The organism is Bacillus sp. FSL E2-8868 (genome assembly GCF_038005505.1).
GTDB lineage: Bacteria > Bacillota > Bacilli > Bacillales > Bacillaceae_G > Bacillus_A > Bacillus_A mycoides.
In genome coordinates this window covers 1,763,156-1,787,457 of the sequence record NZ_JBBOTI010000002.1, presented here as the reverse complement: position 1 = coordinate 1,787,457, position 24,302 = coordinate 1,763,156, and the positions used below count along the sequence as shown (strand labels likewise).

Below are 24,302 nucleotides of genomic sequence, written 5' to 3'. Positions count from 1 at the left end.
TTGTTTACTGGATTAGGAATTAGCTGCACGATATTAATGGCGGTTCTTCCGGGAGCCATATACTTTATTCATAAAAAACTCACAACGTATGGAGCGCAGCCGTGGAAAGAAAAAAAGAAACCTGAATAATTTCAGGTTTCTTTCGCGCAAAGCATATGTGAAGGGGGATACCTTCTATGTATGCTTTGTTTTTTTATAGAAGTCCTAACCAATGTACCAATTGTGTAGAGAGGAATGTAACAACAATGGCAATAACAGTAGGGATTGCGAACGATAAGAATGTCCATTTTGCACTTTTTGTTTCTTTATATATGTTAACTAGTGTTGTTCCACATGGGAAATGAAGAAGAGAGAACAACATTGTGTTTAACGCGGTTAACCAAGTCCAACCGTGTTCTAAGAATAGATTTTTAATTTGATTAAAATCATCTATTTCAGTTAAAGCACCAGTTGATAAGTAAGACATTAATAAAATCGGAATAACAATTTCATTAGCTGGTAGTCCAAGAATAAACGCTGCTAGAATAAATCCGTCAAGTCCTAACATTTTAGCAAATGGATCTAGGAAGTTTACAAAATACATAAGTAAGCTTGTGTCACCGATGAAAATATTAGCAAGTAACCAAGTTAATGCAGCTGCAGGGGCAGCTACAACTACAGCTCGTTTTAAAACATATATTGATTTATCGAGTGTTGCGCGTACAATTGTATTCCAAACTTTTGGCTTACGGTACGGTGGTAACTCAAGTGTGTAGTGAGTCGGAACACCTTTTAAAGCTGTTTTTGATAGTACCCAAGAAACGGTTAATGTCATAATGACACCAATTACAACCATTCCAACTACAACGCCAGCAGTAACAAGTGTTTGCATACTACCTGTATAACCAGCAGCCATAAATAATGAAGCCATTAAAATTAACATAGGCCAGCGACCGTTACAAGGAACGAAGTTGTTTGTTAAGATTGCAAGCATACGTTCACGTGGTGATTCAATAATACGTGTTGACATGATGGCAGCTGCATTACAACCGAATCCCATTGCCATTGTTAAAGATTGCTTGCCATGTGCACCAGATCGTTTGAATAAGCGGTCCATGTTAAATGCGACACGTGGTAAATATCCGTAGTTTTCTAATAGCGCGAACATAGGGAAAAAGATTGCCATAGGTGGTAACATAACGCTAATAACAGCACCGATACCGCGGAATAAACCAAGTATTAAAATGCCATGTAGCCATTCTGGTGCATGCATTGCTTGGAACCAAGATGTTAAATATCCTTCTACCCAGCCAAAGAACTTAGCGATCATATCAGAAGGTACGTTAGCGCCTGCAATTGTAAGATAAAAAATAATAGATAAAATACCGAGCATAATTGGGAATCCCCAGATTGGAGATGTGAAAATTTTATCTAGTTTTTCAGAACGATACAATTTATCGGTATTTGTATATTGAACAGCTTCTTTACATATACTTGCGGAGGTTCGATAAATATCTCCGACAATATCATCTCGTATATCTTCTTTTGAAAGTGTTTGTGCATGTTGAACAATATAGTCCAGTGGAAGAGCTTTACTGGCTGAGTGAGATTCCATTGATTATAACCTCCCTTACAAGTGGTTCGTTATGGTGTTTTTGAAGTGTAGTTAAGAAATTCTTATCTCCATCTAATATACGTAATGCAATCCAACGTGCTGGATACGTATCACCGAATACTTTATAAATTTGTGGTTCTAATTCCTGAATCATATTTTCGATTTTATCGTTATAAGTAATTTTAATTGGTGTTGGAATTAGTTTTTTATTTGCTACTTTAGCGATGACATTTAGCAAATGACCAATGCCTACTCGGTTGCGAGCAGAAATCTTCACTACAGGTACACCGAGTGATTTTGCTAATTTCTTTTCGTCAATAATGATTCCTTTTTTCTCCGCTTCATCAATTAAGTTAATACAAATGACCACATCGTTTGTCATTTCCATCACTTGGAGTGCTAAATTTAAATTTCTTTCCATTGCAGTTGCATCTATAACAACTACAGTTACTTCTGGTTTTTCAAATATAATATAATCTCGTGCTACTTCTTCATCTGCCGAATTTGAATACAGTGAGTAAGTTCCAGGTAAATCTATTATTGTATATATATTTCCGCCATGCTTATATTCCCCTTCAGCCTTTAAAACAGTTTTCCCCGTCCAGTTTCCAGTATGTTGTTTTAAGCCTGTTAAAGTATTAAATAATGTACTTTTCCCGGTATTCGGGTTACCAGCTAACGCAATGCGATGGTTACTCATCTGAAATCATCTCCTATTAATACCCCGAAAATAAGGGAGCTTTCTTCACTACGCAGTGCAATAGTTGTGTTGCTTACTTGATAAGCGACTGGGTCTCCAAGTGGGCTGCGTTGTAATACTTTAATTGTCGCTCCAGGAAAAAAGCCTAAATCTAATAAACGTCGTTTCATAGTTCCTTCTAATTGTATCTTCTCAATTTGTACAAATTCCCCTGTTCTGAATTCGGAAAGGGGTTTAGTATTAGCCGATACCATAAAAGTTACCTCATCTCTATATTTTTAGTTTTAGTTTAAAAAGTTTCCTTAGGTAAACTTTTTGATACTAATATAGTAGACTACATTTAATGATGCTGTCAATTAGTACTTTAAAAATATTCAAATATTTTTAGAATTGTTCCAATTTATTTAGTTGTACCGAAAAATATTACTGGAATTCTTCTTAAAGTAAGAGTGTAAAAGCTTAAAAATATAGGGGAATTGTAAATGTAGTTTTAACCTAAAGGGAAAAATACAGAAAATCATTTACATTGAATTTACATTGTTAAGATTAAATTTACAATACTACGTGTTTAGTGTGGGTTTTGTTGGCTTTTTCAACTGTAAATGTTGGAATGTCTAGCTTTTAGGGGATGTTATCTCTATTTACTTAAACTTAAAAATTGCTTAACACTCACATAATATTGTTGTCCTACAATGAATTTGTGTTCGAAAGAAGATGAATTCGAAAAGTGATAATCCAAATGGGGGTACAAGACATGGTTATGAAAAAGGGTATTAAATTTTCTTTAGCGGCTTTAGTTGTTGCAGGTGCATTAGTTGGATGTGGAAAAGCAGAAAGTACGGATAATAAGGAAGCTGCTAAAGGTAGCGATGCAAAACAAGAATTATCAGGTACGATTGCAGCGGCTGGCTCTACAGCTCTTCAACCTCTTGCGGAGGAAGCTGGAAAGAAATTCATGGAGAAAAATTCAAAAGTTTCTATTCAAGTTCAAGGTGGCGGTAGTGGAACTGGGATCAACCAAGTAGCATCTGGTGCGGTACAAATTGGTAACTCAGATGTTCCAGCTGGAGATAAAATAAAAGATGCTGAAAAAGCAAAAGAATTAGTAGATAACAAAGTTGCGGGTATCGCATTCGCACTTGTCGTAAATAAAGATGTAAAAGTTGATAACTTAACAGTAAAACAAGTGCAAGATATCTTCACTGGAAAAGTAACGAACTGGAAAGAAGTAGGCGGAAAAGATGAAAAAATCAATGTAATTAACCGACCGGCTTCATCTGGTACACGTGCTACTTTTGAAAAGACAGTGATGAAAGACGCGAAGATTAATGATGGAACTGGTACAACACAAGATTCTAATGGTGCTGTAGAGCAAGCGATTAACTCTACTCCAGGTTCAGTTAGTTACTTAGCAATGTCTTACATGGTTGGTGAGAAAAAAGGTGCGTTACAAACGGTTAAAATTGATGGATCTGAACCGAAAGTTGAAAATATTTCTGCTGGTAAATATCCATTCTGGTCTTACGAGTACATGGTAACTAAAGGTGAGGCAAAAGAAGCGACAAAAGCTTACATTGACTATGTAAAAGGTAAAGATTTCGAAAAACAAGTAGAAGATATGGGTTACATCCCAATGTCTAAATTAAATAAGTAATAAAATTTTATGGGGCTGGCTGCAAGGCCAGTCCTGTTCAATGCAATCTATGAAGTGGGGTCTGTCCTGTGATGAAGGGGAAAAAACAAATTAATTACGTAAAGAGTGAATATATAGGTAGATCACTTGTTACGTTTTGCGGTATCTTTATTGTTTTTATTACATTAGCTATTATTGCGTTTATTTGCGGCAAAGGAATTCAATCTTTCACGCAAAGTGGTATCTCGTTTTCTGAGGTGTTAACTTCGACAAAATGGAATCCAAATGCTGATCAAGGTACGTATGGTGCTGTCATCTTTATTGTCGGTTCGACGCTTGTGTCGTTAGGTGCTGTTGTCATTAGTGCACCAATTGCTATAGCTCTTGCTATATTCATGAATTTAATTTCGCCGAAGTTTGGGAATAAAGTATTAAAGCCTGTTTTAGAATTATTAGTTGGTATTCCATCAGTTGTATACGGATTATTAGGGGTTACGATCTTGGTTCCTCTATTACGGGATTCGTTCGGTGGAGTGGGATTTAGTTTAATTGCGGGTATTATTGTCCTGAGTATTATGATTTTACCTACTATTGCTAGTATTGCCTCTGATGCAATACGCTCTGTTCCGTTTGATTACTTGGAAGCTTCTTACGGTCTAGGATCGACGAAATGGCAAGCGATTAGCCGAGTTATTGTTCCTGCTGCAAAACAAGGAATTTTAACAGGTATAGTTTTAGGGTTAGCGCGTGCTTTTGGTGAAGCGTTAGCGGTTCAAATGGTAATCGGGAACACGATTAAATTACCGGAAGGAATATATAGTCCAACAGCAACGTTAACAGGTATTCTGACAATGGATATGACGAATACATTGAACGGAACAGCTTGGAACAACGCGCTATGGACGTTAGCGATGATTTTACTTGTTATTTCATTCCTGTTTATTTTAGTAATTCGAGCGATTGGTCAAAGAGGTGAGCGATAATAATGAATGCAAGAACGGTAAATAAAGTTTGGACAGGTATCTTTTATGGGGTTGCAGCTTTAGTTGTAGCTTTGCTGGCTTTTTTAATGTACGAAATTCTGCAAAAGGGATGGGGATTTTGGGATCCTAGTTTCTTATTCGGAGAACCAAGCAATACAAGAGCTGGTGGGGGAATTGGTCCACAGTTATTCAATTCTTTCTACATGCTTGTTATAACACTTATTATATCTATTCCTCTTGGACTAGGGGCTGGAATATATTTAGCGGAGTATGCAAAACAAGGTCGTTTTTTAAGTTTTGTTCGTTTATGTATTGAAACAATGGCGTCTTTACCTTCTATTGTTGTTGGACTATTTGGCTTATTAGTATTTGTTACCATGACAGGCTGGGGATATACAGTAATGGGTGGAGCTCTTGCTTTAACTATTTTGAATTTGCCTGGTTTAACACGTGTTTGTGAAAATGCGATTTCTGAAGTTCCTCATAATGTAAAAGAGGCGAGTCTTGGACTAGGTGCAACGAAATGGCAAACAATTGCCCGCATCATTATCCCGTCTTCGTTACCACAAATCATTACAGGTATTATTTTAGCGGCAGGCCGTATATTCGGTGAAGCTGCGGCGTTAATTTATACAGCGGGTTTAACATCACCTATTTTAAATTCAGCAGCGGACTTCTCGAGCCCCTCGCATCCTTTAAATCCATTTAGACCAGCTGAAACGTTAGCTGTTCACATTTGGAAATTAAACTCTGAAGGGATTATCCCGGATGCGAAGTTAATTGCAACAAAATCTGCAGCTGTATTAATTATTATGGTATTACTCTTTAATATCATTTCTCGTTTCGTAGCATCTGTATTACACAAGCGTTTTACAGGAGCGAAAAAAAGTCGTAAAACGACGAAGAAGGTAAAAGCGGCATAAATGTCCGTAAAAGAACTCTCTGTTTATAAACAGGGAGTTTTTTACGGACATTTATTAAAATCATTAACGGTAAGAGGGAGTGAATCGACAGTTGTTGGGGGAGTCTCCTATGATATTGAGTGGAAACTGATCGATTTTTTGTTGGAGCAAGAGCACAGTGTGATATTAGATAGTCCATGTCTCTATGAAGGGATGGTTAAAAAAGGAATAGATTTATGTCAGAAACATGGTGCTACATATAAATATATTGAATGTTATCTTAATAATATAGAAGAAATTAATCGTAGGTTACAAACGCGTGAACGTAAGATAAGTCAAATTACAAAAGTAGAATCAGAGGTAGCATTTAAAAAATGTCTGGCTGGCAGTAAAAGGCCTTTACATGGTGAATATCTTATTGTGGATTCTGGAGAGCCGCTAGAGAAGTATGGTAAAAAAGTGATGGATTATATTATGGATAGATAGAGGGATAAAAAAGGCGTTATCTTCATAATTGAAGATAACGCCTTTTGGTTTAAATATCAGGTGTTTCTGTAGAAGTGCTTATTTTTCTGCGGGAGCGTCTTTTTCTCCCGATTTTATCTAATAGTTCATACATAACGGGAACGACTACTAATGTAAGAACGGTTGAGACTGCCAAACCACCGATTACAACGACGGCCAGACTTTTCGATACCATACTTCCTGCTTGAGATTGCCCGAAGAGGAGTGGTAGCATAGCGACGATTGTTGTTATAGCTGTCATAATAATTGGGCGTAATCTAGTAGATCCTGCTTCTAGTAAGGCTTCTCTAGTTTCCATACCGTTTTCCCGATTTTGTTGCACTCTTTCTATTAATACAATAGCATTTGTAACGACAATCCCGATTAACATTAATGCGCCGATTAATGAATTTACGTCAACAGGTGTTCTTGAAATGATTAATCCTAAAATACCGCCGACAGCAGCTAATGGTAAAGAGAATAAAATCGCGAAAGGAGCACGTGCTTGCCCGAATGTGATAACCATAATTAAATATACAATCCCGATTGCAATCCCCATAATTTTGAATAAATCTGTGAAGTTCTCTTGCATAGATTCAGTAGCACCTGCGATATTTACTTTTGCTCCGTTAGGTAAATCTAAGTCGGCTATCGCCTTGTTTACTTCTGCGCTTACTTTGCTTAAATCTTCACTTGAAGCTTCTGCGGTAATTTGAATCGTTTCTTTCCCATCTTTATGGAAGATTTCCGTTTGAAGTTGTTTTTCTGAAATAGTTGCAATGTCTTTTAAAGGAATTGGTCCGTTAATAGGTGATAGTATGTTTGTATTTAAAATATCTTCTTGTTTGTTAATGGATGCCTTTTTATGTTCTATCATAATAGTTGTTTTTTCATTATTGATTGAGATTTCCCCAAGAGGAGATTTCTTCATAAGGAATGATACTTGTTGTGCTACTAATTCTGGTGTTAAACCATGTAGTTCCGCTTTTGTTTGATCGATATGAATTTGCCATTCTTTTTTAGAGTCTTCCATATTTGTTTTTACTTTAGAGAGATCGTCCATACCTTTTAGTTTTGTTTCGACGATGTTAGCGGCCTTTTTTAAATTTGTTTCGTTAGTAGCGGTTACGTTAAATTGTAAGTTGTTTCCGCCTCCAGAGTCAGAGTAACTCGTTTTTATATAATCAAGTTCAGCTGGTTCAAAAGTATTATGATCCTTTTTTAATTCTTTAATATATTGGTCGATATTAGATCCTTTTTTAAAGACTACAAATATAGTTGCAAGATTGTTTTGAGTTGTCTGTCCCCATTGTGCATCTTCTGCGCTAGATCCCATTCGCAAAATAACATCTGTTACATCAGAATTAGAGAGGAGTTTCTTTTCGAAATCAAAGGCTTTTTGTTTTTTAGCTTCAGAATCATAATCACCTGGAAATGTCATGTTAACGGAAAGCATTGTATCGTCCTCAGACTTTATGTTAGCTTTCGGAAGTAGTATGTAGGCTGCAATTGATCCTGCAAATAATAAAAAAGAAGTGAGTAGAATGATAAACTTATGAGAAAGAGCCCACTTTAATGTAGCGACATATCGCGGTGAAGAATGTGAATTGCGACGTTTTGTTTTTTTGAGCAGTAAAAAAGCCATAAGTGGAACGACCGTTAATGCCACAATTAAGGAAGAAAGTATAGAATACACAACTGCTAACACCATAGGTAACATTAGTTTTCCGATTACTCCCGATACGAGACCGATAGGTAAAAAAACGGCGACTGTCGTTAAAGTAGAAGAGGTAATTGCGACGGCGACCTCTTTTGTTGCATCGAGAATAATATCTTTAGAGAAAGATTCTTTTTGTAAACGACGGAAAATATTCTCGATGACAACGATACTATCATCGACGAGACGTCCAACTGCAACGGCTAAGCCACCAAGAGTTAGAATGTTAAGTGTGATGTTAGATTGATGGAGTAAAAATAGTGTTAATAAAATAGATAATGGAATACTAACGACAGCGATGAGTGTTGTTCGGAAGTTGCGTAAAAAGATTAAGATAATGAGAGTTGCAGCAATTGCCCCAAGGATTACTTCTTTTCCCATACTAGTAACAGCATTTTCAACTTGCTCATGAGTTGAAGCTAAAAGTTTAATAGAGAATTGATCTTTATATTGCTTGCTTATATCTTTAATCTTTTTATCAATCTCTTTTCCGATTGCAACCGCATTTTTACTCGGCTCTTTCATGATGATTAATCCTGTTCCTTCTTCCCCGTTTATGTGCGAGATTGTATCGTAATGTTGTTTTAATTCAATTTGAGCAACATCTTGTAATTTTACTTGAGGTGTAACGGTGATATTTTTTATGTCATTTACATTTTTTATATCCCCGATGACACGAAGATTGTATTCTGCCTTATTAACGGTAATTGCTCCGGCTGGAGTGGAAGTTTCTTTTCCTTGTAAAACTGTTAATACTTGCTGTGATGTTACATTTTTATCTTTTAGTTGGTTAGGATCAAGTACGATGGATAATTCGGAAGTTGATTTTCCGAAAAACATAACATTGGCAACACCATCAATGCTTTCGAGTTGTGGTACGATTTCTTTCTCAATTTGTTTTTCGTCAGCTTTTGAAAATCCGTTTTGCTTCTGGATGGTAATTTGAGCGAGTGGAATCATAGAAGTGTTTAATTGACTAACAACAGGTTTAGTTACATCTTTAGGTAATTTAATCGTATTAATTGTTTTTTCGACTTCGCGTGCCGCGTCTTTCATATTTGCCTTGGATGTATATGCAATGTCGATGCGTGATAATCCTTCATGTGTGGAAGAAGTGATGCCATCGATATGTTCTAAATTACGAAATTGTTTTTCAAGGGGATCAGTTACGTCCTTGGTCATCGTTTCAGCATCGAGCCCTTGAGATAATGTCGTAACAGTTATTGCAGGGTTATCGATGCTTGGTAAAAATTCCATAGGTAATTTAGAGCCGGAATAAACACCGAGTATGGAAATGAGAAAAACCATGATAATAATAGCGGCTCGGTTTTTTAATGAAAATTTTGTTAACCTATCCATAAAATAATTCCTCCATTAGTTTATTTATAGTTTTGTGGGCACTTTCTTACTATATAACAAAAATTGGATATCTTTCATTAATTAAATGTAAAAAAATTCTAACAATAATCTTAATTTAATATTTCGAGGGGAAGTTTGTTATTTGTGGAAGTAAAATTCCTGATTGGAGAGAAAAATCAGGAATTAAAGTTTTGTTCTAGTATAGTGGCCTCGTTTTTTGTTACTCTACATTTAAATGATTATTTGTCCTTCTTAAGCAGAACTATAGTAATTATAAAATTAAAAAAGGAGAAGACTATAGGTTAGGAAGTTATTGTGAAATACTGCCTGGTTGATGATAGTGTATAGTAACTTGTATACAATCAAAATGAATGTTTTTAGTAGAAAGGATAAGGGTTCTTTCTATAGAAGAAAGTAGGATAGATAACTTTTTGTATTTTTTTATAAAAAATACTTGTTATTTAAAAACCATGATGGTATATTAATAAACGTCGCTGATGCGGAAACGCAGAAAACGACAAAAAAGAAATTCAAAAACATAGTTGACATCGAAAAATGAAGATGTTAATATGATGAAGTCGCTTTTGAAGCGGCAGACAAGTTCTTTGAAAACTGAACGAAACAAACAACGTGAACGTCAATTTTTATTTTTAGATGCTAGACAAACTAACTTTATTGGAGAGTTTGATCCTGGCTCAGGATGAACGCTGGCGGCGTGCCTAATACATGCAAGTCGAGCGAATGGATTAAGAGCTTGCTCTTATGAAGTTAGCGGCGGACGGGTGAGTAACACGTGGGTAACCTACCCATAAGACTGGGATAACTCCGGGAAACCGGGGCTAATACCGGATAATATTTTGAACTGCATAGTTCGAAATTGAAAGGCGGCTTCGGCTGTCACTTATGGATGGACCCGCGTCGCATTAGCTAGTTGGTGAGGTAACGGCTCACCAAGGCGACGATGCGTAGCCGACCTGAGAGGGTGATCGGCCACACTGGGACTGAGACACGGCCCAGACTCCTACGGGAGGCAGCAGTAGGGAATCTTCCGCAATGGACGAAAGTCTGACGGAGCAACGCCGCGTGAGTGATGAAGGCTTTCGGGTCGTAAAACTCTGTTGTTAGGGAAGAACAAGTGCTAGTTGAATAAGCTGGCACCTTGACGGTACCTAACCAGAAAGCCACGGCTAACTACGTGCCAGCAGCCGCGGTAATACGTAGGTGGCAAGCGTTATCCGGAATTATTGGGCGTAAAGCGCGCGCAGGTGGTTTCTTAAGTCTGATGTGAAAGCCCACGGCTCAACCGTGGAGGGTCATTGGAAACTGGGAGACTTGAGTGCAGAAGAGGAAAGTGGAATTCCATGTGTAGCGGTGAAATGCGTAGAGATATGGAGGAACACCAGTGGCGAAGGCGACTTTCTGGTCTGTAACTGACACTGAGGCGCGAAAGCGTGGGGAGCAAACAGGATTAGATACCCTGGTAGTCCACGCCGTAAACGATGAGTGCTAAGTGTTAGAGGGTTTCCGCCCTTTAGTGCTGAAGTTAACGCATTAAGCACTCCGCCTGGGGAGTACGGCCGCAAGGCTGAAACTCAAAGGAATTGACGGGGGCCCGCACAAGCGGTGGAGCATGTGGTTTAATTCGAAGCAACGCGAAGAACCTTACCAGGTCTTGACATCCTCTGAAAACTCTAGAGATAGAGCTTCTCCTTCGGGAGCAGAGTGACAGGTGGTGCATGGTTGTCGTCAGCTCGTGTCGTGAGATGTTGGGTTAAGTCCCGCAACGAGCGCAACCCTTGATCTTAGTTGCCATCATTAAGTTGGGCACTCTAAGGTGACTGCCGGTGACAAACCGGAGGAAGGTGGGGATGACGTCAAATCATCATGCCCCTTATGACCTGGGCTACACACGTGCTACAATGGACGGTACAAAGAGCTGCAAGACCGCGAGGTGGAGCTAATCTCATAAAACCGTTCTCAGTTCGGATTGTAGGCTGCAACTCGCCTACATGAAGCTGGAATCGCTAGTAATCGCGGATCAGCATGCCGCGGTGAATACGTTCCCGGGCCTTGTACACACCGCCCGTCACACCACGAGAGTTTGTAACACCCGAAGTCGGTGGGGTAACCTTTATGGAGCCAGCCGCCTAAGGTGGGACAGATGATTGGGGTGAAGTCGTAACAAGGTAGCCGTATCGGAAGGTGCGGCTGGATCACCTCCTTTCTATGGAGAATTGATGAACGCAGTTCATCAATAAACGTTGACTTGTTTTGTTTCGTTCAGTTTTGAGAGAACTATCTCTCAAGTTTAAATGTATGTTCTTTGAAAACTAGATAACAGTGTAGCTCATATTTTTTTAATTTTAGTTTGGTTAAGTTAGAAAGGGCGCACGGTGGATGCCTTGACACTAGGAGTCGATGAAGGACGGGACTAACGCCGATATGCTTCGGGGAGCTGTAAGTAAGCTTTGATCCGAAGATTTCCGAATGGGGAAACCCACTATACGTAATGGTATGGTATCCTTACCTGAATACATAGGGTATGGAAGACAGACCCAGGGAACTGAAACATCTAAGTACCTGGAGGAAGAGAAAGCAAATGCGATTTCCTGAGTAGCGGCGAGCGAAACGGAATCTAGCCCAAACCAAGAGGCTTGCCTCTTGGGGTTGTAGGACATTCTATACGGAGTTACAAAGGAACGAGGTAGACGAAGCGACCTGGAAAGGTCCGTCACAGAGGGTAATAACCCCGTAGTCGAAACTTCGTTCTCTCTTGAATGTATCCTGAGTACGGCGGAACACGTGAAATTCCGTCGGAATCTGGGAGGACCATCTCCCAAGGCTAAATACTCCCTAGTGATCGATAGTGAACCAGTACCGTGAGGGAAAGGTGAAAAGCACCCCGGAAGGGGAGTGAAAGAGATCCTGAAACCGTGTGCCTACAAATAGTCAGAGCCCGTTAATGGGTGATGGCGTGCCTTTTGTAGAATGAACCGGCGAGTTACGATCCCGTGCGAGGTTAAGCTGAAGAGGCGGAGCCGCAGCGAAAGCGAGTCTGAATAGGGCGTTTAGTACGTGGTCGTAGACCCGAAACCAGGTGATCTACCCATGTCCAGGGTGAAGTTCAGGTAACACTGAATGGAGGCCCGAACCCACGCACGTTGAAAAGTGCGGGGATGAGGTGTGGGTAGCGGAGAAATTCCAATCGAACCTGGAGATAGCTGGTTCTCCCCGAAATAGCTTTAGGGCTAGCCTTAAGTGTAAGAGTCTTGGAGGTAGAGCACTGATTGAACTAGGGGTCCTCATCGGATTACCGAATTCAGTCAAACTCCGAATGCCAATGACTTATCCTTAGGAGTCAGACTGCGAGTGATAAGATCCGTAGTCAAGAGGGAAACAGCCCAGATCGCCAGCTAAGGTCCCAAAGTGTGTATTAAGTGGAAAAGGATGTGGAGTTGCTTAGACAACTAGGATGTTGGCTCAGAAGCAGCCACCATTTAAAGAGTGCGTAATAGCTCACTAGTCGAGTGACTCTGCGCCGAAAATGTACCGGGGCTAAATACACCACCGAAGCTGCGAATTGATACCAATGGTATCAGTGGTAGGGGAGCGTTCTAAGTGCAGTGAAGTCAGACCGGAAGGACTGGTGGAGCGCTTAGAAGTGAGAATGCCGGTATGAGTAGCGAAAGACGGGTGAGAATCCCGTCCACCGAATGCCTAAGGTTTCCTGAGGAAGGCTCGTCCGCTCAGGGTTAGTCAGGACCTAAGCCGAGGCCGACAGGCGTAGGCGATGGACAACAGGTTGATATTCCTGTACCACCTCTTTATCGTTTGAGCAATGGAGGGACGCAGAAGGATAGAAGAAGCGTGCGATTGGTTGTGCACGTCCAAGCAGTTAGGCTGATAAGTAGGCAAATCCGCTTATCGTGAAGGCTGAGCTGTGATGGGGAAGCTCCTTATGGAGCGAAGTCTTTGATTCCCCGCTGCCAAGAAAAGCTTCTAGCGAGATAAAAGGTGCCTGTACCGCAAACCGACACAGGTAGGCGAGGAGAGAATCCTAAGGTGTGCGAGAGAACTCTGGTTAAGGAACTCGGCAAAATGACCCCGTAACTTCGGGAGAAGGGGTGCTTTCTTAACGGAAAGCCGCAGTGAATAGGCCCAAGCGACTGTTTAGCAAAAACACAGGTCTCTGCGAAGCCGTAAGGCGAAGTATAGGGGCTGACACCTGCCCGGTGCTGGAAGGTTAAGGAGAGGGGTTAGCGTAAGCGAAGCTCTGAACTGAAGCCCCAGTAAACGGCGGCCGTAACTATAACGGTCCTAAGGTAGCGAAATTCCTTGTCGGGTAAGTTCCGACCCGCACGAAAGGTGTAACGATTTGGGCACTGTCTCAACCAGAGACTCGGTGAAATTATAGTACCTGTGAAGATGCAGGTTACCCGCGACAGGACGGAAAGACCCCGTGGAGCTTTACTGTAGCCTGATATTGAATTTTGGTACAGTTTGTACAGGATAGGCGGGAGCCATTGAAACCGGAGCGCTAGCTTCGGTGGAGGCGCTGGTGGGATACCGCCCTGACTGTATTGAAATTCTAACCTACGGGTCTTATCGACCCGGGAGACAGTGTCAGGTGGGCAGTTTGACTGGGGCGGTCGCCTCCTAAAGTGTAACGGAGGCGCCCAAAGGTTCCCTCAGAATGGTTGGAAATCATTCGTAGAGTGCAAAGGCATAAGGGAGCTTGACTGCGAGACCTACAAGTCGAGCAGGGACGAAAGTCGGGCTTAGTGATCCGGTGGTTCCGCATGGAAGGGCCATCGCTCAACGGATAAAAGCTACCCCGGGGATAACAGGCTTATCTCCCCCAAGAGTCCACATCGACGGGGAGGTTTGGCACCTCGATGTCGGCTCATCGCATCCTGGGGCTGTAGTCGGTCCCAAGGGTTGGGCTGTTCGCCCATTAAAGCGGTACGCGAGCTGGGTTCAGAACGTCGTGAGACAGTTCGGTCCCTATCCGTCGTGGGCGCAGGAAATTTGAGAGGAGCTGTCCTTAGTACGAGAGGACCGGGATGGACGCACCGCTGGTGTACCAGTTGTTCTGCCAAGGGCATAGCTGGGTAGCTATGTGCGGAAGGGATAAGTGCTGAAAGCATCTAAGCATGAAGCCCCCCTCAAGATGAGATTTCCCATAGCGTAAGCTAGTAAGATCCCTGAAAGATGATCAGGTTGATAGGTTCGAGGTGGAAGCATGGTGACATGTGGAGCTGACGAATACTAATAGATCGAGGACTTAACCATATAATATGAAGCTAATGTTATCTAGTTTTGAAAGAATATAAAAAACTTGTTGACTTTAAATGTCGAATAAGTTATGATAATTCTTGTCTTAAATGAATACAGTCTGGTAATGATGGCAGAGAGGTCACACCCGTTCCCATACCGAACACGGAAGTTAAGCTCTCTAGCGCCGATGGTAGTTGGGACCTTGTCCCTGTGAGAGTAGGACGTTGCCAGGCAATTCGGAGGATTAGCTCAGCTGGGAGAGCACCTGCCTTACAAGCAGGGGGTCGGCGGTTCGATCCCGTCATCCTCCACCATTTAGCCGACTTAGCTCAATTGGTAGAGCAACTGACTTGTAATCAGTAGGTTGGGGGTTCAAGTCCTCTAGTCGGCACCAGTTTTTATTGCAAGAGCCATTAGCTCAGTTGGTAGAGCATCTGACTTTTAATCAGAGGGTCGAAGGTTCGAATCCTTCATGGCTCACCATTTTAATGAAATATGCGGGTGTGGCGGAATTGGCAGACGCACTAGACTTAGGATCTAGCGCCTTTGGCGTGGGGGTTCGACTCCCTTCACCCGCACTTTTAATAAAATAACTCAAACATGTCTTGCGGAAGTAGTTCAGTGGTAGAATACAACCTTGCCAAGGTTGGGGTCGCGGGTTCGAATCCCGTCTTCCGCTCCAATTTTCAGTATGACATGCCGGGGTGGCGGAACAGGCAGACGCACAGGACTTAAAATCCTGCGGTGGGTGACCACCGTGCGGGTTCGACCCCCGCCCTCGGCACCATATGCGCCCGTAGCTCAATTGGATAGAGCGTTTGACTACGGATCAAGAGGTTAGGGGTTCGACTCCTCTCGGGCGCGCTTTTATTAACGGGAAGTGGCTCAGCTTGGTAGAGCACCTGGTTTGGGACCAGGGGGTCGCAGGTTCAAATCCTGTCTTCCCGATTTTCCCAAAAACATGGGGCCTTAGCTCAGCTGGGAGAGCGCCTGCCTTGCACGCAGGAGGTCAGCGGTTCGATCCCGCTAGGCTCCACTTTATTTTTTATATGTCGGAGGTATACCCAAGTTCGGCTGAAGGGATCGGTCTTGAAAACCGACAGGCGGCGAGAGTCGCGCGGGGGTTCGAATCCCTCTACCTCCTCCATTTTTTTAAAAAGTGGTTTAGTTACATATAAAAATGAATAAGATATTAATTTTTCCTTCATGGAGGTATACCCAAGTTCGGCTGAAGGGATCGGTCTTGAAAACCGACAGGCGGCGAGAGTCGCGCGGGGGTTCGAATCCCTCTACCTCCTCCATTTATTTTTAAAACATAATATCGTCGCGGGGTGGAGCAGTACGGTAGCTCGTCGGGCTCATAATCCGAAGGTCGCAGGTTCAAATCCTGTCCCCGCAACCAATGGTCCCGTGGTGTAGTGGTTAACATGCCTGCCTGTCACGCAGGAGATCGCCGGTTCGACCCCGGTCGGGACCGCCATTTTATGTTGGCTCGGTAGCTCAGTCGGTAGAGCAGAGGACTGAAAATCCTCGTGTCGGCGGTTCGATTCCGTCCCGAGCCACCATTTTTTTGTTTTTTTTTTATGCCGGCTTAGCTCAATTGGTAGAGCAACTGACTTGTAATCAGTAGGTTGGGGGTTCAAGTCCTCTAGCCGGCACCATTTAGGGGCATAGTTTAAAGGTAGAACTGAGGTCTCCAAAACCTCCAGTGTGGGTTCAATTCCTACTGCCCCTGTAAAGTATATGGGCCTATAGCTCAGCTGGTTAGAGCGCACGCCTGATAAGCGTGAGGTCGATGGTTCGAGTCCATTTAGGCCCACCATATATATTCCGCAGTAGCTCAGTGGTAGAGCTATCGGCTGTTAACCGATCGGTCGTAGGTTCGAGTCCTACCTGCGGAGCCATGGCCCGTTGGTCAAGTGGTTAAGACACCGCCCTTTCACGGCGGTAACACGGGTTCGAATCCCGTACGGGTCATAAAAAAAGAGTCAGCATATTGCTGACTCTTTTTTATTATGTATAAGCCTCTTTTTATCACCTTATTTTCCTGAAATAAATAAAGGGATTTAGGAAAAGCTATGGTATGTATTAAAAGGAGGAGATGAAAAATGACGCAAGTTAGAGAACTTATGAGTACTCATATCGTACATTGTACACCATTAGACAATGTATATGAGGCAGCTGTAAAAATGAAGGAAGAATCGGTTGGATTGATTCCTGTTATTGAAAATAAACAAGTTGTTGGGCTTGTTACTGATCGAGACTTAGTTGTTCGTGGGATTGCTGAAAAACATCCTGGATCTAATCAAATTACAAATGTAATGACAACAAACATTGTTTCAGTTTCTCCGGACGATTCTATTGAAAAAGCTACAGAATTAATGGCACAATATCAAATTAGACGGTTACCGGTTGTTGAGAGCGGTCAACTTGTTGGGATGCTAGCACTAGGTGATTTAGCTATAAGAAAATCAGCAGATGATCAAGCAGGGTTTGCTTTAAGTGAAATCTCAGAGCATATGGAATAAATTATGTATAAAGATCAGATACATTATTCTAGTATATACGGATTAAACTAATATGTTAGCGTGATGTATCTGAGACATTATATAATAAGTATAGAGTCAATATTTTTGACAGTTTTTTTAAATTTGTCATTCCTAATTTTTAATAAGAGAAAAAATGATATACTGAGAGATATAAGTGTTATTATAGATTTTGAATATAACAATATTCGTTGTTAATGATGTAATAATGAATTAATATTTCCTACGTAGATAAAGTGAAACTTTAATTATTGGGGGGTGTCCATCCCCCAATAATTATTAGTTGAACCAATCGGGCTTTTATGGGCAGTTTTATCTCCCACCTAACTTCCTCGCATTCGCAGAATTTTGAGGTGGGAGTCTTACTGCCCGCAAATAGCGGGATAAAAAGGGAAGGGGAATTATATGAGGGCTGTACAGGGCGATCCAAATTGGAATTTGGTTACAGATACATATATAGAACCAAATAATTTCGCTGAGTTATTTTCTTTGCTTGTACCTTGTCATCCAAAAGGTGAAAGGAAAGAGCGAACTATATTAGTATGGAAAGAAAAAGAATTTTATAAAGAAGAAAATTTAGCGGCATTTATCGTATATGGCATGAATAAAGTAAAGAATTTACCGCAGTTTCATAAAGATGAAATTCCAACTCTAGTACGTATTCTTCGTTTATGTCAAGAGATTGGTTGGTATGAAGAGGCAAATGCTTTTATGATAACCCAAGGGCTAGATGAATTTGTCCGAACTTCATTGGAGTATGAAACATGGGATCTTTTGACGAAAGCAGTTGCTTTAAACTATTTAATTATTAAATATCGTATTGGTGAATTAACAGCTGAGGATGTAGAAATTTGGGAGCGAGTTAAATTTAGTGAGAAATGTATAACAGATTGCAAACATCTATTATCTCATAAAGAAGTATTGGAATTTACATTCTTTTATATGTGTAAGCGAGCTAAAACACTGTCAAAAGAGCAATTAAATAGTGATATGATGAGTCTGGCAATGTATTGTAATACTTTTGTATATGATTTATACACACATGACTTATTACGAAAGTATCGTAAGTGTACAGACTTCCTATCATATTATGGACCTAGTCAAGCAGTTTTAGCTTGTCAAAGAGCTGTACTTTCACAAATTTCCGATCGATTAGACCCTTTAAAGACAACTCATGTAGATGATTATTTATATGTGATGAAAGAAATGATGGAGCATATGACGATAGGGGTAATGGATCGGTATGGTCATTTTATTGGAAAGCTACTATCCTATGTACCATTTTTCGAAATGATCCAAGTTCCACAGCATGCATATTATTGTGAAGAATTACTGTATATTTGTAAGGGAATTGAATACAAAGAAGAAATACTACGCAATTATATATTTATACAATTACATGATTGTTTACCATCATTCTTTAAACTATTTCTTAAAAATAAGCGTTATGCAACGATTCATGATATTCTTTTCTATTGGTGCGACGATGAACAAAGAATGAGCTTAGAGAAAAAATATAATCTTAGTTTCATTTATGAAAAATATGCTTGTGGATAAACCGTATTTTACATATTAAAAATTAATATAAATTAAAAAGGATCTCAAGTTTATGTGAGATCCTTTTTTTGTTAGTAAAGCAAGGAGAAAGTAACTAAGATAAGAAATAACATTCCATAAAGGAGAAATTGTGCAGTATAACTTCCTTGTATACCAAAAAAAGTATTCATTTTTTCATATAAATTCAATATATATTTCATTGGATTATCTTTGAAAGATTGGTACACAGTGTCTCCTCTTTCTAAGCTTCTTGTTCATGTTTTTGGTTATTAGGAACATGAACGTATCTAGCTATGAATAATAAAACACCTATAAAGAATACAGGAAGTACGGTAGATAAATAAAAACCATTACTAATTATATTTGTTATAAGAGCACTTAAAAGAAAAATTACATTATAAATATGGGCAATTTTTTGTTTTAGCCGCATTTGTAATGCTTCCATAATGATTTCTAAAGCAACAAAAGCAATAATAATAGATAAAAATACAGTGTTCGTATTATAAATGATTAAACAACAGATTAAACCTAAAAAGGCCAGGTATTCAATAAAGAGAGGTATATTGCGTGGCATATAATTTACCTAACTAAATATGGCAGTGGGTTTACTGCATTTGTTTTTTCAAAATTCCATTCCCCATTATGTAATTCAAAATGGAGATGTTGCCCGTATGAATGACCTGTGTTTCCCATATGACCTACTAATTGTCCAGTTTGTACTTGATCACCAGCTTGTACAGTGCGATCCTTCATATGAGCATAAACTGTTGTATATAATTTCCCATTTATTTGATGGGCGATGAACACGACATTGCCGTAGCTAGCCGAATAATAAGATTTCACAACCTTACCTGCAGCAGCAGCTTGAATAGAGACATTTCCTTGTGCTGCTATATCTATACCATAATGCATTTGCTCCCAGCGCATATCAAAAGTGGAGCTGATTTTCCCTTGAGTAGGGAATTTGAAAACTGCTGGAATTGATGCAGGTTGAGCTGTTTTAGCTTGTGCTTGATTTTGATTTTGCACTACATAGTGTTTTGCTACATATCCGTATCCTGTGCCAAAACGAATTTTATACCAAGTACCTACCGTTTCTACTACTTGTACTTGTGTACCATTTTGTAATGAGCCAAGTAGAGTGCCACTTGTGCTAGCATTGCTACGTACATTTAATTTTGGTGTTGCAACAGTATAAGAAGGAGAACCTTGTACTGTTACACCTTTTACTAGAGGTGTGGATCCATTAGATACAAATGTTTTTTGTACGTAACCAATTTGACCGTTATGTAATATTTTGTACCAATCTCCTTGTTCACCTTGAATGGTAATGAATTGACCATTTGGTAATATATCTAGAATAGAAGACTCTGTATTAGGTTCAGAACGAACGTTTAATGCGTTTGCATTTACGATATATTGAGACTTTGGTTGAACATTTTTTTTGAATAGAATTGCATCTTTTTTCATATAGCCTGTTTTGTTGTTAACAGATACTTTATACCAATCTTGAACTGTTTCAAGAATAGTAACCGGGCTATTAAATCGAATGGTATCAACTATTGCACTGTCTGTATGGCTATTTTGATGTAGTGCAACGTTGTCAATTTTTACATATCCAGTTTTTACTGTAGATGGTTGCTTAGCAGCCGCTGTTTGTATATCGGATTCTCCCATAGAAGGAAGTAAAGAAGCAATTGCGATAGTAGTTGCTGTTAAAGCTGTGGCTTTCATATTCATGTAATAAAGACCTCCTCTAGTTGTATAGTTGTAATTTTATTATAGTATAAAGATATAATATATTGGTCGTATTCACATAAATGTAATATGAAATCAATAAAAATAATGTCAGAAGAGAGATTCGTATATAAATATTGTATATATCATTTGTGAGGTCGCATTTATATTTGTTTAACACGTTAATATTTAATTCGCAATTAAGAAAATTAAAACAGTTGATGATGTCTTATGGCGATGTTATACTGACAGTGATAATTTTATAGTTTGCTAGGAGGGCTGGTGTTGCCAGCTGAGAGTAGGGCCATAAGCCTTTGATCCTTTTTATTACCTGATCTAGATTATGCTAGCGTAGGGAAGCAATTCGGACATTAACAATGAGTCCCCGTTTCTTTGCGTATAGAAACGGGGCTTTTTTATTTGAAAATTTCATATTAACACCACTAGGGGTGCTTTTCGTGCTGAGAGAGGAATAATCCTTAACCCTTACAACACCTGATCTAGATAATACTAGCGAAGGGAAGTGGAACAACGAATAAATTATAATTTTATTTGCTGTAACCACTTCTTATATACAGAAGTGGTTTTTTTATTGAGATAAATAGATATATAGGAAGGGGAATTATTAATGAAATTTTGTGAAAGATTATTTGATACGGTGCAGCCTGTTTGGGAGAAAAGTCATAATCATCCGTTTGTAGTAGGTATGGGGGATGGTACGTTGGAAAAAGACAAATTCCAGTACTATATTATTCAAGATTATTTATATTTGTTAGATTATGCAAAGCTATATGCAATTGGGGTTGTAAAGGCAACGAATCCACAAGTTATGGCAAAATTTGCAGAGCAAATTGATGGGATTTTAAATGGAGAAATGACGATCCATAAACAGTATGCAAACAAACTTGGCATTACTGTAGAGGAGATAGAATCTGCGAAACCATCTGCTAAAAATTTAGCCTATACAAATTACATGATGTCTGTATCTCAAAATGGCACACTTGCAGAATTAATATCAGCTTTACTTCCATGTATGTGGAGCTATTGGGAGATCGGAAAGCGTTTAAATGATATTCCTGGAGCAAGAGATCATGAGTTCTTTGGAGAGTGGATTCAAGGATATAGTTCTGAAGAATACGGTAACCTTTGTATTTGGTTAATAGATTTATTAAATGAAATGGCAGTTGGAAAGTCAGAGAAAGAGCTAGACCGATTAGAGGAGATTTTCTTATATTCCAGCCGATTTGAATATTTATTCTGGGATATGGCTTATCGTAAGGAGATGTGGGGTTTTGAGGAGCAAGAACATACTACAGTTTCATAATGTTACCTTTCATTATGATGAGAAACCAATCATCAATGAATTAAATGCTTCTATACAAGATAAAGAGTTTGTAAGTATTATCGGGCCGAGTGGATGCGGGAAAAGTACTTTATTTCGTCTTATTACAGGCTTAGAAGAGGCAAGTACTGGACAGATAGAGCTGACAAAAACAAAGAGTCATCCTGTAGGGTATATGCCCCAAAAAGATATGCTCTTGCCGTGGAGGACGATTATTGAGAATGCGGCCCTGCCGCTAGAGTGCCAAGGTGTGCAGAAGAAAGAAGCGCAAGTAAAAGCGAAAGAACTGTTACATAAATTTGGTTTACAAGGGTACGAGAAAAAATATCCGAAAGATTTATCTGGTGGTATGAGGCAACGCGTATCTTTTATCCGAACTTTATTAACAGGAGGGGAGATATTATTGTTAGATGAACCGTTTAGCGCATTGGACGCTTTAACGAAGGCATCTTTGCAAGAATGGTTGTTTGAACAATGGAAAGAGTGGGAAAAAACAATTTTATTTATCACTCATGATGTTGAAGAAGCATTGTTTCTTTCTAATCGAATTTTGGTTGTAGAAAATCAACCGATAGCAACTTTAACTGAGCGAATTGTGCCGCTTGATCGTAACCGAACAAGAAAAGATTTATATAAGCCTGAAGTGTTAGCGCTTAAAGAAGAGCTCCTTAGTATGTTACAAAGGCAGGTACTCGTATGATGAATCGCTTGAAGGAGTTATTACCTGCCCTTATATTAAGTGGAATTTTACTTGCTCTGTGGGAAGTAGGAGCAAGAATTGTAGATGAGATGTACATTTTGCCATCACCTTCTGCAATTGTAATGAAGATATGGGCGCTGAAAGATATATTATTTACGGTTCATTTACCTGCAACGTTATACGTCGTTTTAATAGGCGTTGTTATTTCTATCGTACTGGGCGTAGGGCTAGCAATGTTAATGAATGCGAGTACGTGGATGGAAAGAGCATTTTATCCGTTATTAGTTGCTTCACAAACAATCCCGATCACTGCGCTTGCACCGCTCTTCGTTTTATGGTTTGGATATACCATCTGGAGTAAGGTTGTTGTTACCGTTTTAATTACGTTTTTCCCAATTGCGGTCAATACGTATGATGGACTGCGCAGTACGAAAAAAGAATGGGAGGAGCTATTAGTTACATATGGTGCAACGAAAAAAGATGTTTTTCTAAAGCTAAAGTTGCCATCTGCTCTTCCTTATTTTTTTTCAGCGTTAAAAATTGCGATACCACTTAGCGTTATTGGGGCAGCGATTGGTGAATGGCTCGGTGCACAAGCTGGGCTTGGATATTTCAGTAAAAGAATGATGACGCAGTTAGACGGAGCTGGTGTATTTGCACCAATTGTATTGTTATCATTATTAGCTATTTTCTTCGTCATACTTGTTTCGATATTAGAAAAGAAATTTATTAGTTGGAGGAAACATTCATGAAATTATTAAAACGCATCTTTGTGTTTACATTATTAGTTGCAATGATTGCAGGATGTTCGAGTAACTCGGCATCAGATAAGAATAAATCAGAAAAAGAAATAACAGTAATGCTTGATTGGTACCCGAATGCGGTACATAGCTTTATTTATACGGCAATTGAAAAAGGATACTTTAAAGAAGAAGGAGTCAAGGTGAATATTAAATTCCCTTCTAATCCGACTGATCCATTAACGCTAGCGGCAGCAGGGAAAGTGACAGTTGGTTTGTATTATCAACCAGATGTTGTCATGGCAAAAGCAAATGAACAAATTCCAGTGAAATCAATTGGAGCTGTCGTACGTTCACCGTTAAATCATGTTGTATCACTGAAGTCAGCAGGCATTCAATCGCCAAAAGATTTAGAGGGGAAAACAGTTGGATATTCTGGAACACCTTTAAGTGAGATGTATTTAAAAACGATGGTAAAAGAAGCTGGTGGTAATCCAGATACAGTGAAAGTAGTCGATGTTGGCTTTGATTTAGTACCAGCATTAATTACGAAAAAAGTGGATGCGGTAACAGGGGCATACATTAACCATGAAGTACCTGTTATGCGTCATGAAGGTCATGAACCAGCATACTTTAATCCAGCAGATTATGGTGTACCGAACTATCATGAGCTTGTGTTTGTAACGGGTGATAAAACGTTGAAAAAAGATAAAGAAGCATTGCAAGCCTTTTTACGTGGGGCACAAAAAGGGTATGACTTTATGAAGAAAAAACCCGATGAAGCATTAAATATTTTATTAGATCATCAAGAAAAAGAAAACTTCCCGCTTGTACCAGAAGTTGAAAAAGAAAGTATGAAAATTTTATTAGAGAAGATGGAAACGAAAGATGAGCCATTCTTATCGGATTCAAAAGAGTCATGGGAGAAACAAAATAAATGGTTGAAAGACACAGGAATGACGAAAGAAATCATTCCAGCCGATGAATTATTTGAAAATATTTTAAAGTAGG

General features: G+C 39.6%; 17 protein-coding genes, 19 tRNA genes, 3 rRNA genes and 2 riboswitches. Of the genes, 33 read left to right on the top strand and 6 right to left on the bottom strand.

From position 1 onward, the window contains the following. Nucleotides 1-129, top strand: coding sequence for a hypothetical protein (locus NSS74_RS20200; RefSeq protein WP_000493988.1), 129 nt, complete (start codon nt 1-3; stop codon nt 127-129). Nucleotides 130-193: 64 nt separating this feature from the next. Here NSS74_RS20200 and NSS74_RS20195 read toward each other — a convergent pair whose 3' ends face one another. Genes NSS74_RS20195 through NSS74_RS20185 form a run of 3 tightly spaced genes read right to left on the bottom strand, consistent with a single transcriptional unit; the run spans nt 194 to nt 2,548 of the window. After that, the gene (locus NSS74_RS20195; protein ID WP_063218673.1) at nt 194-1,594 is read right to left on the bottom strand and encodes a nucleoside recognition domain-containing protein; all 1,401 of its coding nucleotides are present in this window, start codon (nt 1,592-1,594) and stop codon (nt 194-196) included. Then, nucleotides 1,572-2,294, bottom strand: a complete 723-nt coding sequence (locus NSS74_RS20190) for a FeoB small GTPase domain-containing protein (RefSeq protein WP_002010621.1) — start codon at nt 2,292-2,294, stop codon at nt 1,572-1,574. Before NSS74_RS20190 ends, NSS74_RS20195 begins: the two co-directional genes overlap by 23 nt. Further along, nucleotides 2,291-2,548, bottom strand: a complete 258-nt coding sequence (locus NSS74_RS20185) for a FeoA family protein (RefSeq protein WP_002090873.1) — start codon at nt 2,546-2,548, stop codon at nt 2,291-2,293. Before NSS74_RS20185 ends, NSS74_RS20190 begins: the two co-directional genes overlap by 4 nt. Before the next feature lie 500 nt (nt 2,549-3,048). On the opposite strand from NSS74_RS20185, the gene NSS74_RS20180 reads away from it, so the two are divergent. From NSS74_RS20180 to NSS74_RS20165, 4 genes are all read left to right on the top strand, one after another. Then, nucleotides 3,049-3,948, top strand: coding sequence for a phosphate ABC transporter substrate-binding protein PstS family protein (locus NSS74_RS20180; protein WP_000245113.1), 900 nt, complete (start codon nt 3,049-3,051; stop codon nt 3,946-3,948). A gap of 71 nt (nt 3,949-4,019) precedes the next feature. Beyond that, nucleotides 4,020-4,910, top strand: coding sequence for a phosphate ABC transporter permease subunit PstC (pstC, locus tag NSS74_RS20175; protein ID WP_002090872.1), 891 nt, complete (start codon nt 4,020-4,022; stop codon nt 4,908-4,910). A gap of 2 nt (nt 4,911-4,912) precedes the next feature. Next, entirely contained in the window at nt 4,913-5,833 is a 921-nt protein-coding gene (gene pstA, locus NSS74_RS20170; protein WP_002010630.1) for a phosphate ABC transporter permease PstA, read from the top strand. Then, complete coding sequence (locus NSS74_RS20165; protein ID WP_240380808.1) at nt 5,834-6,298, top strand: AAA family ATPase; 465 nt, start codon at nt 5,834-5,836, stop codon at nt 6,296-6,298. A 49-nt stretch (nt 6,299-6,347) separates the two neighbouring features. On the opposite strand, the gene NSS74_RS20160 is transcribed toward NSS74_RS20165, so the two are convergent. Further along, nucleotides 6,348-9,392 carry an efflux RND transporter permease subunit gene (locus NSS74_RS20160; protein ID WP_240380806.1) on the bottom strand — a complete coding sequence of 1,015 codons (3,045 nt, stop codon included), beginning with the start codon at nt 9,390-9,392 and terminating at the stop codon, nt 6,348-6,350. A gap of 672 nt (nt 9,393-10,064) precedes the next feature. Here NSS74_RS20160 and NSS74_RS20155 point away from each other — a divergent pair. From NSS74_RS20155 to NSS74_RS20040, 24 genes are all read left to right on the top strand, one after another. Next, nucleotides 10,065-11,616, top strand: a 16S ribosomal RNA gene (locus tag NSS74_RS20155). Between the two features lie 146 nt (nt 11,617-11,762). Next, nucleotides 11,763-14,684, top strand: a 23S ribosomal RNA gene (locus NSS74_RS20150). A gap of 102 nt (nt 14,685-14,786) precedes the next feature. Beyond that, nucleotides 14,787-14,902 (top strand): 5S ribosomal RNA (gene rrf / locus NSS74_RS20145). The 16S, 23S and 5S rRNA genes sit together here with 19 tRNA genes alongside, the layout of an rRNA operon. Nucleotides 14,903-14,907: 5 nt before the next feature. Next, nucleotides 14,908-14,983, top strand: a tRNA-Val gene (locus NSS74_RS20140). Nucleotides 14,984-14,987: 4 nt separating this feature from the next. Next, a tRNA-Thr gene (locus NSS74_RS20135) sits at nt 14,988-15,063 on the top strand. A 13-nt stretch (nt 15,064-15,076) separates the two neighbouring features. Then, nucleotides 15,077-15,152 (top strand) — tRNA-Lys (locus NSS74_RS20130). 14 nt (nt 15,153-15,166) lie between these two features. Then, a tRNA-Leu gene (locus NSS74_RS20125) sits at nt 15,167-15,247 on the top strand. Nucleotides 15,248-15,276: 29 nt separating this feature from the next. Further along, nucleotides 15,277-15,351: transfer RNA gene (locus tag NSS74_RS20120), tRNA-Gly, on the top strand. A 16-nt stretch (nt 15,352-15,367) separates the two neighbouring features. Continuing rightward, a tRNA-Leu gene (locus NSS74_RS20115) sits at nt 15,368-15,456 on the top strand. Nucleotides 15,457-15,459: 3 nt separating this feature from the next. Then, nucleotides 15,460-15,533: transfer RNA gene (locus NSS74_RS20110), tRNA-Arg, on the top strand. Between the two features lie 10 nt (nt 15,534-15,543). Beyond that, a tRNA-Pro gene (locus tag NSS74_RS20105) sits at nt 15,544-15,617 on the top strand. A gap of 15 nt (nt 15,618-15,632) precedes the next feature. Beyond that, a tRNA-Ala gene (locus tag NSS74_RS20100) sits at nt 15,633-15,705 on the top strand. An 18-nt stretch (nt 15,706-15,723) separates the two neighbouring features. Then, nucleotides 15,724-15,816, top strand: a tRNA-Ser gene (locus NSS74_RS20095). A gap of 61 nt (nt 15,817-15,877) precedes the next feature. Beyond that, nucleotides 15,878-15,970 (top strand) — tRNA-Ser (locus tag NSS74_RS20090). A 24-nt stretch (nt 15,971-15,994) separates the two neighbouring features. Next, a tRNA-Met gene (locus NSS74_RS20085) sits at nt 15,995-16,071 on the top strand. A 2-nt stretch (nt 16,072-16,073) separates the two neighbouring features. After that, nucleotides 16,074-16,149: transfer RNA gene (locus NSS74_RS20080), tRNA-Asp, on the top strand. Nucleotides 16,150-16,158: 9 nt separating this feature from the next. Then, nucleotides 16,159-16,234 (top strand) — tRNA-Phe (locus tag NSS74_RS20075). A gap of 20 nt (nt 16,235-16,254) precedes the next feature. After that, nucleotides 16,255-16,330, top strand: a tRNA-Thr gene (locus tag NSS74_RS20070). 3 nt (nt 16,331-16,333) lie between these two features. Next, nucleotides 16,334-16,404, top strand: a tRNA-Trp gene (locus NSS74_RS20065). 10 nt (nt 16,405-16,414) lie between these two features. Then, nucleotides 16,415-16,491, top strand: a tRNA-Ile gene (locus NSS74_RS20060). A 7-nt stretch (nt 16,492-16,498) separates the two neighbouring features. Then, nucleotides 16,499-16,573: transfer RNA gene (locus NSS74_RS20055), tRNA-Asn, on the top strand. A gap of 1 nt (nt 16,574) precedes the next feature. Next, nucleotides 16,575-16,646: transfer RNA gene (locus tag NSS74_RS20050), tRNA-Glu, on the top strand. A gap of 131 nt (nt 16,647-16,777) precedes the next feature. Further along, nucleotides 16,778-17,197, top strand: a complete 420-nt coding sequence (locus tag NSS74_RS20045) for a CBS domain-containing protein (protein ID WP_002010634.1) — start codon at nt 16,778-16,780, stop codon at nt 17,195-17,197. Nucleotides 17,198-17,620: 423 nt separating this feature from the next. Then, entirely contained in the window at nt 17,621-18,772 is a 1,152-nt protein-coding gene (locus tag NSS74_RS20040; protein ID WP_012260335.1) for a DUF3965 domain-containing protein, read from the top strand. A 241-nt stretch (nt 18,773-19,013) separates the two neighbouring features. On the opposite strand, the gene NSS74_RS20035 is transcribed toward NSS74_RS20040, so the two are convergent. Continuing rightward, nucleotides 19,014-19,346: a hypothetical protein gene (locus NSS74_RS20035; RefSeq protein WP_002010638.1), complete on the bottom strand. Its 333-nt coding sequence runs from the start codon at nt 19,344-19,346 to the stop codon at nt 19,014-19,016. A gap of 5 nt (nt 19,347-19,351) precedes the next feature. After that, nucleotides 19,352-20,512 (bottom strand): SH3 domain-containing protein, encoded by a 1,161-nt coding sequence (locus NSS74_RS20030; RefSeq protein ID WP_002029853.1) that lies wholly within the window; start codon nt 20,510-20,512, stop codon nt 19,352-19,354. Between the two features lie 259 nt (nt 20,513-20,771). Continuing rightward, a riboswitch (TPP riboswitch) is annotated at nt 20,772-20,884 on the top strand. 60 nt (nt 20,885-20,944) lie between these two features. After that, a riboswitch (TPP riboswitch) is annotated at nt 20,945-21,048 on the top strand. Between the two features lie 89 nt (nt 21,049-21,137). Here NSS74_RS20030 and tenA point away from each other — a divergent pair. Genes tenA through NSS74_RS20010 form a run of 4 tightly spaced genes read left to right on the top strand, consistent with a single transcriptional unit; the run spans nt 21,138 to nt 24,301 of the window. Then, nucleotides 21,138-21,833: a thiaminase II gene (gene tenA / locus NSS74_RS20025; protein WP_002140424.1), complete on the top strand. Its 696-nt coding sequence runs from the start codon at nt 21,138-21,140 to the stop codon at nt 21,831-21,833. Further along, the gene (locus tag NSS74_RS20020; protein ID WP_012260337.1) at nt 21,802-22,551 is read left to right on the top strand and encodes an ABC transporter ATP-binding protein; all 750 of its coding nucleotides are present in this window, start codon (nt 21,802-21,804) and stop codon (nt 22,549-22,551) included. Before tenA ends, NSS74_RS20020 begins: the two co-directional genes overlap by 32 nt. Continuing rightward, nucleotides 22,551-23,303, top strand: a complete 753-nt coding sequence (locus NSS74_RS20015; protein ID WP_002029858.1) for an ABC transporter permease — start codon at nt 22,551-22,553, stop codon at nt 23,301-23,303. The genes NSS74_RS20020 and NSS74_RS20015 overlap by 1 nt, the downstream gene beginning before the upstream one ends. Next, nucleotides 23,300-24,301, top strand: coding sequence for an ABC transporter substrate-binding protein (locus NSS74_RS20010; protein ID WP_340814167.1), 1,002 nt, complete (start codon nt 23,300-23,302; stop codon nt 24,299-24,301). Before NSS74_RS20015 ends, NSS74_RS20010 begins: the two co-directional genes overlap by 4 nt. Nucleotide 24,302: the final 1 nt, after the last annotated feature.

Coding starts and splice junctions, on each gene's coding strand:
- NSS74_RS20195 (WP_063218673.1), bottom strand. CDS start 1,594: ATGGAATCTCACTCAGCCAGTAAAGCTCTTCCACTGGACTATATTGTT.
- NSS74_RS20190 (WP_002010621.1), bottom strand. CDS start 2,294: ATGAGTAACCATCGCATTGCGTTAGCTGGTAACCCGAATACCGGGAAA.
- NSS74_RS20185 (WP_002090873.1), bottom strand. CDS start 2,548: ATGGTATCGGCTAATACTAAACCCCTTTCCGAATTCAGAACAGGGGAA.
- NSS74_RS20180 (WP_000245113.1), top strand. CDS start 3,049: ATGGTTATGAAAAAGGGTATTAAATTTTCTTTAGCGGCTTTAGTTGTT.
- pstC (WP_002090872.1), top strand. CDS start 4,020: ATGAAGGGGAAAAAACAAATTAATTACGTAAAGAGTGAATATATAGGT.
- pstA (WP_002010630.1), top strand. CDS start 4,913: ATGAATGCAAGAACGGTAAATAAAGTTTGGACAGGTATCTTTTATGGG.
- NSS74_RS20165 (WP_240380808.1), top strand. CDS start 5,834: ATGTCCGTAAAAGAACTCTCTGTTTATAAACAGGGAGTTTTTTACGGA.
- NSS74_RS20160 (WP_240380806.1), bottom strand. CDS start 9,392: ATGGATAGGTTAACAAAATTTTCATTAAAAAACCGAGCCGCTATTATT.
- NSS74_RS20045 (WP_002010634.1), top strand. CDS start 16,778: ATGACGCAAGTTAGAGAACTTATGAGTACTCATATCGTACATTGTACA.
- NSS74_RS20040 (WP_012260335.1), top strand. CDS start 17,621: ATGAGGGCTGTACAGGGCGATCCAAATTGGAATTTGGTTACAGATACA.
- NSS74_RS20035 (WP_002010638.1), bottom strand. CDS start 19,346: ATGCCACGCAATATACCTCTCTTTATTGAATACCTGGCCTTTTTAGGT.
- NSS74_RS20030 (WP_002029853.1), bottom strand. CDS start 20,512: ATGAATATGAAAGCCACAGCTTTAACAGCAACTACTATCGCAATTGCT.
- tenA (WP_002140424.1), top strand. CDS start 21,138: ATGAAATTTTGTGAAAGATTATTTGATACGGTGCAGCCTGTTTGGGAG.
- NSS74_RS20015 (WP_002029858.1), top strand. CDS start 22,551: ATGAATCGCTTGAAGGAGTTATTACCTGCCCTTATATTAAGTGGAATT.
- NSS74_RS20010 (WP_340814167.1), top strand. CDS start 23,300: ATGAAATTATTAAAACGCATCTTTGTGTTTACATTATTAGTTGCAATG.